This window comes from Bradyrhizobium sp. CB3481, assembly GCF_029714305.1.
GTDB lineage: Bacteria > Pseudomonadota > Alphaproteobacteria > Rhizobiales > Xanthobacteraceae > Bradyrhizobium.
This window is the reverse complement of sequence record NZ_CP121647.1, coordinates 1391602-1403997: the sequence shown is the minus strand read 5'-3', so window position 1 is coordinate 1403997 and position 12396 is coordinate 1391602. Positions and strand designations below refer to the sequence as shown.

General features: G+C 64.4%; 13 protein-coding genes. 7 read left to right on the top strand and 6 right to left on the bottom strand.

What is annotated here, in order from left to right:
- Nucleotides 1-41 precede the first annotated feature (41 nt).
- From QA643_RS06755 to QA643_RS06745, 3 genes are all read left to right on the top strand, one after another.
- Complete coding sequence (locus QA643_RS06755; RefSeq protein ID WP_283032415.1) at nt 42-1388, top strand: extracellular solute-binding protein; 1347 nt, start codon at nt 42-44, stop codon at nt 1386-1388.
- Nucleotides 1389-1566: 178 nt separating this feature from the next.
- Nucleotides 1567-2523: a sugar ABC transporter permease gene (locus tag QA643_RS06750; protein ID WP_283032414.1), complete on the top strand. Its 957-nt coding sequence runs from the start codon at nt 1567-1569 to the stop codon at nt 2521-2523.
- The gene (locus QA643_RS06745; protein WP_283032413.1) at nt 2516-3418 is read left to right on the top strand and encodes a carbohydrate ABC transporter permease; all 903 of its coding nucleotides are present in this window, start codon (nt 2516-2518) and stop codon (nt 3416-3418) included. The genes QA643_RS06750 and QA643_RS06745 overlap by 8 nt, the downstream gene beginning before the upstream one ends.
- 166 nt (nt 3419-3584) lie before the next feature.
- Here the strand turns inward: QA643_RS06745 and QA643_RS06740 are convergent, their stop codons facing one another.
- The 6 genes from QA643_RS06740 to QA643_RS06715 all read right to left on the bottom strand — a co-directional run bounded on the left by QA643_RS06740 (nt 3585) and on the right by QA643_RS06715 (nt 9042).
- On the bottom strand, nt 3585-4418 hold the full coding sequence (locus tag QA643_RS06740; protein WP_283032412.1) for an energy transducer TonB: 834 nt from the start codon (nt 4416-4418) through the stop codon (nt 3585-3587).
- 4 nt (nt 4419-4422) lie between these two features.
- Nucleotides 4423-4866 carry a TonB system transport protein ExbD gene (gene exbD, locus QA643_RS06735; RefSeq protein WP_283032411.1) on the bottom strand — a complete coding sequence of 148 codons (444 nt, stop codon included), beginning with the start codon at nt 4864-4866 and terminating at the stop codon, nt 4423-4425.
- A 4-nt stretch (nt 4867-4870) separates the two neighbouring features.
- On the bottom strand, nt 4871-5632 hold the full coding sequence (gene exbB, locus QA643_RS06730; RefSeq protein ID WP_283034733.1) for a tonB-system energizer ExbB: 762 nt from the start codon (nt 5630-5632) through the stop codon (nt 4871-4873).
- A 57-nt stretch (nt 5633-5689) separates the two neighbouring features.
- Nucleotides 5690-6205, bottom strand: coding sequence for a heme utilization cystosolic carrier protein HutX (gene hutX, locus QA643_RS06725; protein WP_283032410.1), 516 nt, complete (start codon nt 6203-6205; stop codon nt 5690-5692).
- A 14-nt stretch (nt 6206-6219) separates the two neighbouring features.
- The gene (locus QA643_RS06720; RefSeq protein WP_283032409.1) at nt 6220-6555 is read right to left on the bottom strand and encodes an antibiotic biosynthesis monooxygenase; all 336 of its coding nucleotides are present in this window, start codon (nt 6553-6555) and stop codon (nt 6220-6222) included.
- Nucleotides 6556-6693: 138 nt separating this feature from the next.
- A complete protein-coding gene (locus QA643_RS06715) occupies nt 6694-9042 on the bottom strand; it encodes a TonB-dependent hemoglobin/transferrin/lactoferrin family receptor (protein WP_283032408.1) in 2349 nt (782 codons plus the stop codon).
- A 279-nt stretch (nt 9043-9321) separates the two neighbouring features.
- Here QA643_RS06715 and QA643_RS06710 point away from each other — a divergent pair, with 279 nt between their 5' ends.
- The 4 genes from QA643_RS06710 to QA643_RS06695 are packed head-to-tail and all read left to right on the top strand — an operon-like array spanning nt 9322 to nt 12380.
- Nucleotides 9322-9519, top strand: coding sequence for a hemin uptake protein HemP (locus tag QA643_RS06710; RefSeq protein ID WP_283032407.1), 198 nt, complete (start codon nt 9322-9324; stop codon nt 9517-9519).
- Between the two features lie 19 nt (nt 9520-9538).
- Nucleotides 9539-10489, top strand: a complete 951-nt coding sequence (locus QA643_RS06705) for a hemin ABC transporter substrate-binding protein (RefSeq protein ID WP_283032406.1) — start codon at nt 9539-9541, stop codon at nt 10487-10489.
- A complete protein-coding gene (locus QA643_RS06700) occupies nt 10486-11577 on the top strand; it encodes an iron ABC transporter permease (protein WP_283032405.1) in 1092 nt (363 codons plus the stop codon). The genes QA643_RS06705 and QA643_RS06700 overlap by 4 nt, the downstream gene beginning before the upstream one ends.
- A complete protein-coding gene (locus QA643_RS06695; protein WP_283032404.1) occupies nt 11574-12380 on the top strand; it encodes a heme ABC transporter ATP-binding protein in 807 nt (268 codons plus the stop codon). The genes QA643_RS06700 and QA643_RS06695 overlap by 4 nt, the downstream gene beginning before the upstream one ends.
- Nucleotides 12381-12396: the final 16 nt, after the last annotated feature.

Here is a 12396-nt window from a genome sequence, read left to right as displayed (position 1 = left end):
CGGCGATTCAACGCCGGGAACCGATTTTAGGGAGAGAAATAATGAAGAACGACATCACCCGTCGTGAGGCGCTGGTATTGGGGGCATCCGCCGCCGCGCTGGCGGCGACCGGCGCTTCCGCCCAGACCGCATCCAGCATCAAGGCCGCCGACGTTCCTGCCCCCAAGCTTGAGATCGAGAAAGGCGCATCCTTGCGCATGCTGCGCCCGGTGCGCTTCGTGCAGGCGGACGAGGACGTATTCCGCGCCAATGCGGCGAAGTTCACCAAGGAGACGGGCGTCGAGGTCAAGGTCGATTTCGTCGGCTGGGAAGACATCAACCAGCAAACCGCGGTGACCTCGAATTCCGGTGCCGGACCCGACATCATCATCGGCTTCTCCGATGCCCCGCACATCTATGTCGACAAGCTGATCGAGCTGACCGACGTCGCCGACTATCTCGGCAAGCGCTATGGCGGCTGGCAGCCGCTGGCGAAAAAATACGGCATGCGCAACAAGAGCAATGCCTGGATCGGATTGCCGTTTGGCGCCAGCGCGGGCCCCTTGATCTACCGTAAATCGGTGCTGCAATCGGTCGGCTTCGACAAGGTGCCTGAAGACCACGCCGGGATTCTCGATCTTTGCCGCAAGCTGCAAAAGACAGGCAAGCCCGCGGGCTTTGCGCTCGGCAACGCCAGGGGCGACGGCAACGGCTTCGCCAACTGGGTGCTGTGGTCGCACAACGCCTCCCTGCTCGATGAAGAGGGCAACGTCGTCATCAACAGCAAGGAGACCATCGCCGCGCTGAAATGGGTCAAGGAAATTTACCCGACCTTCATCGCCGGCACGCCGTCGTGGAACGACGTCAGCAACAATCGCGCCTATTCCTCGCAGGAAATCTCGCTCACCGCCAACGGCGTCTCATTGTATTTCTCGCTGAAGAACGATCCGGCAACCAAGGCGATCGCCGAGGACAGCGAGCATCAGCTCTTGCCGAAAGGCCTCGCCAAGATTTCGCCGATGGCGGGCTTGACGCTGAACGCGATGGTGTTCAAGCACAGCCAATATCCCAACGCCGCAAAGGCATTCCTGCAGTACATGCTGGAAAAGGAACAATACGAGCCGTGGCTCAACGCCAACTCCGGCTATTGGTCCCAGCCACTTGCCGCCTATGCCGACGCCGCGGTCTGGTCCGGCGACCCCAAGGTCAAGATCTTCAAGGACACGATGAACAGCACCTATTACGATGGCTACAAGGGGCCGATCTCGACGGCAACCGGCGCCGTCAACGCGGACTACGTTCTGGTGCAGATGTGCGCCGCGGTTGCGACCGGTGCCTCGACGCCGGAGGCTGCAGCCGCGGAAGCCGAGCAGCGCTGCAAGCGGTATTTCCGGCGGCAGGGGCGGTAGAAGCCGAACAGAGTGGCTGTCATTGCGAGAAGCGATTGACACGCTGTCATTCCGGGATGGTGCGCAGCACCAGACCTCAGGTGCGCAAGTTGCGCACCGGGAAATCTCGAGATTCCGGGTTCGATGCTGCGCATCGCCCCGGAATGACCTTGAAAATCAGACCGAGATTAAGGGTCCGATGTCTGTAACAACTCTACCATCCCATGGCGTAGCCCTCCGGCAACCCGGCTGGATCGCGCGGCTGCTCGATTACAAGCCGTTCCTGATCGTGATGTGCCTGGCGCCCGCGATCGGGCTATTGACCGTATTTCTCACCTATCCGCTCGGCCTCGGTGTCTGGCTCGCCTTCACCGACACCACCATCGGCCAGCGTGGCATCTTCATCGGCCTGGAGAATTTCCAGTACCTGCTCAAGGATCCCTTGTGGTGGAATGCCGTGTTCTACAGCATCTTCTACACCGGCATCGCGACGATCGGGAAATTCGCGCTCGGCTTCTGGCTGGCGCTCTTGCTCAACAACCACTTTCCGCTCAAGAGCCTGCTCCGCGCCATCGTGCTGTTGCCGTGGATCGTGCCGACGGTGCTGTCGGCGTTGGCGTTCTGGTGGATCTACGATCCGCAGTTCTCGATCATCTCCTACCTTCTGGTCGACGTGCTGCATATCCGTTCGACCAATATCGACTTCCTCGGTTCGCCCTGGCCGGCGCGCTTCTCGCTGATCGCCGCCAACATCTGGCGCGGCATTCCCTTTGTCGCCATCTCGCTGCTGGCGGGCCTGCAGACCATCTCGCCGTCGCTCTATGAGGCGGCGATGCTGGACGGCGCCACCGCCTGGCAGCGCTTCCGCTACATCACGCTGCCGATGATGATGCCGATCCTCGCCATCGTCATGACGTTCTCGATCATCTTCACCTTCACCGATTTCCAGCTCGTCTACGCCATCACCCGCGGCGGGCCGGTCAACTCCACGCATCTCTTGGCAACGCTCGCGTTCCAGCGCGGCATCGCCGGCGGCGAGCTCGGCGAGGGCGCGGCGATCGCGGTATCGATGATCCCATTCCTCGTGTTCGCAACACTGTTCAGCTACTTCGGCCTCGCGCGCCGCAAATGGCAGCAGGGAGAAGCCAATGACTGACGTCGCCGCCTCGCCCGGCAACAGCAACGTCGCCAGCGCCACGCCCGACACGATGTCGTGGGACTCCCGCGCACGGCGGATGATGATGATCTATTTGCCGCTATCGTGCTTCGTGCTGATCCTGCTGTTTCCGTTCTACTGGATGGCGATCACCTCGTTCAAACCGAACGCGGAGCTCTTGAACTACAAGGAGCACAATCCGTTCTGGATCTCCTCACCGACGCTGGCGCATATCAAGCATCTACTGTTCAACACGGCGTATCCGACCTGGCTGAAGACCACGATGTTCGTCGCGATCGGCTCGACCTTCCTGTCGCTGTTCGCCTCGACGCTCGCCGCCTACGCGATCGAGCGGCTGCGCTTCCGCGGCAGCCCCTATGTCGGGCTCGGCATCTATCTCGCCTATCTGGTGCCGCCCTCGATCCTGTTCATTCCGCTCGCCACCGTGATCGTGCAGTTCGGCCTGTTCGATTCGCCGATGGCGCTGATCCTGGTCTATCCGACCTTCCTGGTGCCGTTCTGCACCTGGCTCCTGATCGGCTATTTCAAGTCGATCCCCTATGAGCTCGAGGAATGCGCGCTGGTCGACGGCGCCACCAGGCTGCAGATCCTGCGGCGGATCACGCTGCCGCTCGCGGTGCCCGGCCTGATCTCGGCCGGCATCTTCTCGTTCACCCTGTCATGGAACGAGTTCATCTACGCGCTCGCCTTCATCCAAAGCGGCGCCAACAAGACGGTGCCGGTCGCGATCCTGACCGAGCTCGTCACCGGCGACGTCTACCAGTGGGGCGCGCTGATGGCAGGCTCCCTGCTCGGCTCGCTGCCGGTCGCGCTGTTCTACTCGCTATTCGTGGATTACTACGTGTCGTCGCTGACAGGCGCGGTGAAGGAGTAGGCTCTCGGAGTCACCTCTCCCGCTTGCGGGGGAGGTCGGATCGCAAGATGCGATCCGGGTGGGGACTCTCTCCACTCAGGCAGTATCGCCCGCGGAGACACCCCCACCCCGGCCCTCCCCCGCAAGCGGGAGAGGGAGAAGAGTGCGCACACAGCGCGATCCGACACTACCTGATATAAAACGCCACCGGCGCGCTGAACGGCATCGAGGATTGCTTCACGTCGGCCGGGAATGCAGGAAACGGCTGGGCACGGCGCACCATGGCGAGCGTCTCGGCGTCCAGCGCCGCATGGCCGGACGAGCCGCCGAGGCTGACCGAGGTCACGCCGCCGCTCCGGCTCAGCGTAAAGCTCACCCGCGCGGTACCCTGCTGGCCCGCCGCCTTGGCGGCGGGCGGGTATTGCTTGAAGCGCTGCAGATGGGCGGCGACCATCTGCCGGTAGGAAGCTAGCGCCGCGGCCGATGCGCCGGCGCTGGCGGCGGACGCGGCCGGGGCCTGGCGCTCGGCCTTTGGCGAGGCCGTCGTGCGCGGCGCAGGCGGCGCGTCGGTCGGCTTCTTCGCCTCCGCACGAACCACCTTCGGCTTCACCGGCGACGGCCTTTTCTCCGGCTCGACCTTGGCCGGCTCCGGTTTCGGCGGCGCCGGCTCGGTCTTCTGCTCGGGCGGCGCGACGACCTCCGGCTTCTCCTGCGGCGGGGTCGGCGCGATCTGCTCCTGCACGACCTCCTGCTGCGCCGCCGCCGGCGGCGGCGAGGCATCGGCCTGCTGCATCACCGGCCCCGGCGCAAGGTCCATTTGCGTCGGCTGCGGCGCGGCCGAGACCGGCGCCATGTCGACCATGATCACCGGCAGCGAGACGCCCGGCAGCGGCCGCTGCGTCGCCCAGTTGATGGCCAGGGCGATCAGCGCAGCATGCGCAGCGACAATCGCAAACGCCGACGCACCCCAGCGCCGGACGGTGGCCTGGTCGGAAACGTCATGCAGCGCGAACGCGTTCATGGTGTCAGCTTCGGCCGTCGAGGCCGACCAGCGCGATCTTGAGGTAGCCGGCGTTGCGCAGCAAGTTCATCACCTCCATGAGGTCGCCATAGCTGACCGCCTTGTCGGCGCGCAGAAAGATGCGCTCCTCCTTCTTGCCGTGCGTGGCGGCATCGAGTGTTGTGGTCAGCGCGTCGCGCGCGATGACCACCTCGCCGACCGCCACCGAAAGATCCGGCTTCACGGTGACGAAGACCGGCTGGTCCGGCCGCGGCGACGGCTCGACCGCGCTTGCTGGCAGATCGACGCCGAGATCGACGGTTGCGAGCGGGGCGGCGACCATGAAGATGATCAGAAGCACCAGCATCACGTCGATGAACGGCGTGACGTTGATCTCATGAGTCTCGGCAAGATCGTCGCTGCCGCCGCGCGATCGTCCGCTGATGGATTGCCCGAGCTTCACGCCCATCGCTTCACTCCGCCGCGCGCGCGAGCCGGAACGTGCCGCGGTCGCCCTCGCGGCTGATCAAGAGCAGCACCAGCGCCGAGGCGTCGCCGAGTAGCGCGCGGTGGGCCGTGATGGTGCGGGTCAGATGGTTGTAGATCACGACCGCCGGAATCGCCGCGACGAGGCCAAGGGCGGTCGCCAGCAGCGCCTCTGCAATGCCGGGCGCGACCACGGCGAGGTTGGTGGTCTTGGCTTCGGAAATGCCGATGAACGAATTCATGATGCCCCAGACCGTGCCGAACAGCCCGATAAAGGGCGCGGTGGCGCCGATGGTCGCGAGCACGCCGGTGCCGCGCGCGATCTGGCGCGACATCGCCGCCTCCACCCGCTCCAGCCGCAGCGCCACCCGCTCCTTGAGGCCGTCGTCGAAGTGACCGCCGGACAGGCTGGCCTCGCGCGCGGCGGACTGGATGATCTGCGCCACCGCGTCATTGCCGCCACGGGTCTCCTGCTCGGCCCTGGCCAGCACCGTATCGCTTTCCAGCATGCCGAGACGCCGCTTTGCCGTGGTGGTCTTGCGGCGGATCTCGATGGTCTTGGCGAGCCAGATCGTCCACGTCACCAGCGAGGCGAAGGCCAGGCCCACCATCACCGCCTGCACCACCACGTCCGCATTCACGAACATGTTCCAGGGCGACAGATTGCGCGGCAGCAGCGCGACGTCGGGAGCGGCGAACGCCGCCTCCGGCAAGGCGGCCACGCCGATTGCGCCACACCAACGGATCATAACATCGAGCGTTTTCCGCCGCATGATCGTCTCCCGGGCCAACAATATGGAAACAGGTTACGCCGCGCGGGCGGAACCGATCCTGTCGCGAAGCGCATGAAAGCGCTGCAGCTGATCGCCGCGCAGCGCGCGCGTCTCGTCGCGACCGACGAACACCTTGAACATGATGCCGCCGTCGACATTGACGAACGCGATGAAGGCCGACGACTTGCCCATGAAGGGCCGCTCGACGAAAGCGATGGCCGCACAACGCTCGTGTCGAAGGTGGCCGTGCAGTCCCTTCGGCTGCATCAGGTTGAAGTAGCCGCGGCCGATCTCGCCCGCCGGCACGCTGCCCGTGAACTCGAAGATCGCATCGTCGGTGTGAACGATCAGCGTCACCTCGCCCCATTGCGCGACATCGTTCATCGCGGCGGCGAACTCGCTGCCGGGGCCGAGGCGCACCATCGTAGCGGGCAGCGCTTGCAGCACGGCGCGCGGGGTGACTTTCCGTTCCCGCGCCACGTCCTCGATCACCGCACCCGGATTGTCGGCCATATATGCCTTGAGGTCGGCAAGGTCCGTGCTCAACATCGCACCCCTCCCCGTCACGCGGCGGCGCTGGACTTGCGCTCGCTCAGGATCACCTCAAAACCTTCGAACTTGGGATGGCCGAGGTAGAGGCTCTCGCCGGTCTTGTTGTCGGCGCGGGCATGCGCGCGGCGGAATTCTTCCGATTTGGTCCAGGCCTCGAATGCGGCCTTGTCGACCCAGACGGTATGCGACGAATACAGCGTGTGATCCTCGGCCACGGGCCCCTTGAGCAGGTGGAATTCGACGAAGCCGGCCATGTTGCTGAGATAGGACTCGCGCGTACGCCAGACGTTCTCGAAGGCCGCCTCGGAGCCAATCTTCACCTGGAACCGGTTCATCGCGATAAACATTTGAAATCTCCTTAGCTGGGTTGCTGGGGTGCGCCTGGCGTACCGTTTGGGTTGGCTAGTAAACATGAAACGCACCGAAGCCGCGCTGGAGCATCAGCGCGGCCGGGTGCAACTGGACTGGTTTGTCAGCTCGTCGAACTACGCTCCGCCAAAGTGAATCTTCAAGCCGGCCTTGTAGACCCTGCCCGGGCCGGGGCTCGACCATAACACGTCGTTCTGCGTGGTGCCGTCGGTGGAACTGCCGGGAATCGCATAGGGCCGGTAATACTGATTCAAGAGATTGTCGATCGAGGCCGTGAAAACAACGTCCTTGGTGGCATTCCAGGTCAGATAGAGGTTGACCAGTTCATAGCCAGTGGCAGGCAGATAGCCGGCCGGCACGTCGTTGTTGGCCCCGAACGAAGACCATTGCGCCGCCAGGATCAGCCTGCGGTCGAGCAGGCGCACACCACCGGTCGTGGTGATCTTGCGCGGCGTGATGGTCGCAAGCCCGACATTGGTGTCGACATTCTTGCCCTGCATCAGGTGACCGGAGAAACCGACATACCACAGACCGGCGTCGTATGCCGTTTCCCACTCGAAGCCTTCGATCCGCGCATGCGCGATGTTCTGATACTGGAAGAACTGGCTGAACTGGCCGGGGACCGGGACCAAGATGGCGGACCGCGGGGTCGAACCGACCAGGTCGATATAGCCATCGACGTCGTTGCGGAAGACATTGAACTTGCCGCGGAAGCTGTCACCAGCCGCGAACACGTCATTGTATTTCAGGTTGAGACCGACTTCCTTGTTCTTGCCGATCTCCGGCCTCAAGTTCGGATTGGGCAGGAAACAGAACAGGCCGGCAGAGCCGTCCGGGCACGGGAACAGCGGAGGTCCGCCGCCGGTGGCGTGCGCGCCGGCGATCAGCGTCTCGGTAATCGCGGGCGCGCGATAACCTTCGGCGTAGCTGGCATACGGCGTGAAGCCAGGTACTGGCGTTATACCGACGGTGAACTTCGGCGAGAACCGGTCGCCGCCACCGCCGGTCGCAACAAACGGCGAATGAAGATCGTAGCGGTCGTAACGGATCGCGCTGACGGCCTCGAACCAGGTCGAATAGTTCTGCTTCAACTGCGCGAACCCGCCGGAAACCGTACGCAGCCCGCCGGGCGTGGTGACGTTGGAATTGCCACGGCTATCGAAGGTCGAGACGTCGTCCTGAAACGCATCGAGGCCGAGCGTGACGGCGTTGCGCCAGTCGCCGACATTGAACCGCGTTGTATTGTTGACGTCGATCCCGAGCGTGTCGAGCTGATAGCCGCGGCGATCACCGACACAACCGGAAATGTTGTTGCCGGGATTGCCCAGCGTACACGTTCCGCCGCCAGTGGTGATGCGGTTGTTGTAGGTCTTGACCTGGTCGTTATCGGTGCGATTGCCGTAGAGCGACAGATTCCAGTCCCACAGATTGTCATCCGGCCTGGCGTATTTCCAGGTCAGCGTTCCTGTGTAATTCTTGGCATCCGATGCGTAGACCGAGGAGCCGGCGATCGCCGCCGGCGGCGCTGAGGTCGTTGTCGGCCCGCGATTGAATTGGCCGATGTTGTACTGATAGTCCTGGAAGACGCCGCCGAGCTTGATCTCGTGGCCTTCCGCCGGCCGCACTGTGACCTTCATCAGCCCGGCAGCGATCTCGTTGCCGGTGTTACCGATCTCGGTGCCGTTGCCATCCTTGTAATTGCCCTGCGTGCGGTAGACCGCGCCGCCGAACACGTCGACATTGGGCGTGGCGCGCACGCCGCCGAAGATCGAACCCATGCCGCGCGCATTGTTCGTGCCGCCGGAGCCCGTCATGTCGACGCCCCAGCGCTCGCCCGGACGCACGACATCATCGATATCCTTGGTGCGGAACGAGACCACGCCGCCGATCGCGCCGGAGCCGTAGATGTTCGCGGTGGGACCGCGCACCACGTCGACGCCGCCGACCAGCTCTGGATCGAGGAAGAACGAGCCGTTGGCGTTGTGGCCGCTACGCTGATAGTTCTGCCGCGCGCCGTCGACGACGACGGCGACGCGGCCGAAATCCTGCAGGCCACGGATGTTGATGACGGTCGAAGGATCGTCGCCGCGCTCCTGGAACGACACGCCAGGCACATTATAAAAAACGTCCGACAACCGGTTCGGCTGCAAACCCTGAATCTGCTCGAGCGTCACCACGCTGACCGGCGCTAGCGCATCGATCGCGCGCTCCTCGGTCTTCGAGGCCGCCACCGTGATCGTATCCAGCGATTGCACTGGCGCAGCTCCAATCTGCGCCCGTGCATTCATCACGGGCGCTGCCGCCTGCTGACCCTGCGGCGGTTTTTCCGGCTTGCGTCGGGACTGCTTCTGGCGCTCGGACGCACCGCTCGCTACCTGCGTATCCGCCGTCTGTGCGTTGCTGGCTTCCCCGCCCAGCAATGCAATTGAAAACACCGACGCGCCCAACAAGAGGGCGCGCGACATCCTAGCCCCGTCAGCCATAAAACCCCGACCCCGATATCTGTTCTTGGGTTTGGCTGGCGGGCGCTGCGCGTAACTTGCGAGCTGCTTGCTGGCTACCACATTCTCGACGCGGGCCTTTCGCCGGCATCGTGTCATACTTGGTTACGTGGCAGGTTCCGCGTGGTCAAGAACCGCATCAGGCAGTTTATATCAATTGTAAATTGCCATAGTTGGATTGCGGCACGTCGCAACTGTACAAACATGGGGCATCACATAGAATTTCGGGGCGCCACCAACGACATGTCCGCAGCATCTGGAGACAACGCCCGGACCAAAGCCGGCAGCGCCGCCACTGCCGCCAGATCGCTCGCGATCAGCGGCAACCGGATCGACAGCCGCGAGCTGTTCGCGACCGAGCGTGAGATCATCATCACGCATGGCGAGGACAATTATCGTCTTCGGCTGACGTCACAGAACAAGCTGATCCTGACCAAGTGACCGATCAGGTGAACCTTTGATGACAATTTGTCGCACGCTCGCATGGACGGCCACCGCCTGCTTCCTGCTCGGCGGCGTGGCGCTCGGCGCTGGCATCACTGTGCATGATGCACGCAATCGCGACGTCATCATCAGCGATCCGGCGCGAATCGTTTCGATCGGCGGCGCGATCACCGAAATTCTCTATGCGCTGGGTTTCGAGGACCGCCTCGCCGGCGTCGACTCGACCAGCCTGTTCCCGGCCGCGGCGCTGCGCGACAAGCCAAATGTCGGCTACATGCGCCAGCTTTCGGCCGAAGGCGTGCTCGGCCTCAATCCCTCGCTGGTGCTCGCGGCGCAGGGATCCGGGCCGAAGGAAACCATGGATGTGCTCGAGGCAGCCAAGGTGCCACTGGTGCTGGTGCCCGAGACCTTCTCCGAAGCCGGCCTGGTCGAGAAGATCAAGCTGGTCGGCCACGCCATGGGCGCGGACAAGCGCGCCGAATGCCTGACGGCAGCGGTCACCGACGACCTGGCGCAACTGCGCGAGCTCAGGGCCAAGGTGACCAAGCCGGTCCGCGTCATGTTCGTGATGTCGCTGCTCAACGGCCGCGCCATGGCTGCGGGCCAGAAGACCGCCGCCAATGAGATCATCGCCCTCGCCGGCGGCGTCAACGCCATCGACGGCTATGAGGGCTACAAGATCATCAACGACGAGGCGATCATCGCGGCCAAACCCGACGTTGTGCTTTCGATCCAGCGCGGCAAGGATTCGGTGGATGCGGAAGCCGTGTACGTCCATCCGGCCTTCGCACTGACGCCGGTCGCAGCGAACAAGACCTTCATCTCGATGGAAGGACTTTATCTGCTCGGCTTCGGGCCGCGCACCGCGGCCGCGGCACGCGATCTCTCGATCAGGCTTTACCCGGCGCTGGCACCGCAGGCGGAGAAGTTCAAGCCGTCGGCATTGACGGCTAATTGCCGAACATGACCGCACTCACTGACGCCAAGGCGAAGCGGCGGAGCGGGTATTCGTTCCGTCCGGCGGCCTCGCTGACGCTCATTTTCCTGCTGATCGTGCTTGCCGGCACAGTGCTGATCTCTCTCACCTTGGGGGCGGCCGGAATCCCGCTGGCACGGCTACCCGCGGCGCTCGGCCTGTGGGCGGACGCCTCGCCGGCGCCAACGCTCGCGCGCGACCAGCTCGTGCTGTGGTCGATCCGTATCCCGCGGATCGCCGCCGCGGCGATGGTCGGCGCCCTGCTCGCCGCATCCGGCGCGATCATGCAGGGGCTGTTTCGCAATCCGCTGGCCGATCCCGCGCTGGTCGGCGTATCCTCCGGCGGTGCATTTGCCGCCGCCGCGGCGATCGTATTTACCGACAGCCGATTTGGCCAAAGCCTGCAATTCATGCAGCATCAGCTACTACCGCTGGCCGCCTTCGGCGGTTCGCTGGTAACGACCATCATCCTCTATTCGATTGCGAGCCGCTCGGGCCGGACGTCGATCGCAATTTTCCTGCTGGCCGGCATTGCGATCGCCGCTATCGCTGGTGCCGGCATCGGACTGCTGGTATTCATTGCCGACGACCGGCAGCTCCGCGACATCACGTTTTGGATGCTCGGCTCGCTCAGCGGCGCAACGTGGCCCAAGCTCGCCACGCTGGCGCCAGTGCTCGCCATTGCCGCGATCGCCTGCATCTCGATCGCGCGCGGGCTTGATGTCCTGGTGCTCGGTGAAGCCGAAGCGTTTCACAGCGGCGTCGATGTCGAACGGTTGAAGCGGATTTCGATCGTGCTGGTGTCGGCGATGACAGGCGTGGCGGTTTCCGTCTGCGGCGTCGTCGGCTTTGTCGGCATCGTGGTGCCGCATCTCTTGCGGCTGGTGATCGGGCCGGCGCACCGGCTGCTGCTGCCGGCCTCCATGCTATCAGGCGCGGTGCTGCTGACGGGTGCCGATACGCTGGCCCGCACCACCGTGGCGCCCGCGGAAATGCCGATCGGCATTTTGACGGCCGCGGTCGGCGCGCCGTTCTTCCTGGGTATGCTGCTGCGGCAGCGTGGGCTGGTGTCGCTATGACTGCCCTGCTCGACGCGCAATCGCTCTCGATGGCCGTCGGCGGCGCCACGCTGGTCGATAGCGTCAACCTGCGCGTCCAGACCGGCGAGATGGTCGCGATCGTCGGCCCCAACGGCGCCGGCAAATCGACGCTGCTACGAATGCTGTCGGGCGACATCCGCCCGACCAAGGGCCGCATCGCGCTGAAGCAGCGCGACATCCACCTCTATCCGCCGCGCCTGCTCGCCCGTCACCGCGCAATGCTGTCGCAGCATGTCAACGTCACCTTCCCGTTCACGGTCGAAGAGATCGTCCATATGGGCGCCGGCGATGCCGGCCGCGCCGCCGCGCAGCGCCTGGTCGATGCCGCGCTCGACGAGGTGGGACTGGCGCATTTCGGCGCACGGCAATTGCCGACGCTCTCCGGCGGCGAGCAGCAGCGCGCGCATTTCGCCCGCGTGCTGGTGCAGCTTGCCTGCGGCGAGGCGCAGTACGGCCCCGGCCTCCTCTTGCTGGACGAGCCGACCTCCAGCCTCGACATGCGCCACCAGATTGACCTCGTGGAAATCGCCAAGCGGCGCGCGCAGAACGGCACGGCTGTCATCGCCGTGCTGCACGACCTCAATCTCGCGATGCGTTTTGCCGGCCGCATCGTGCTCTTGCATCGCGGCCGGCTCGCGACCGATGGCGGCTGCAGCGAGGCTATCACGGCTGACACCATCCGCCGAATATTCGAGGTGGATGTAGAGATCGACTACACCGACCAGGGCGTGCCGTTCCTGCTGCCGCAGACCATGCGGCCGGCCGGTGCGCCGACGGCATAACGCCGCAAGGCTTATC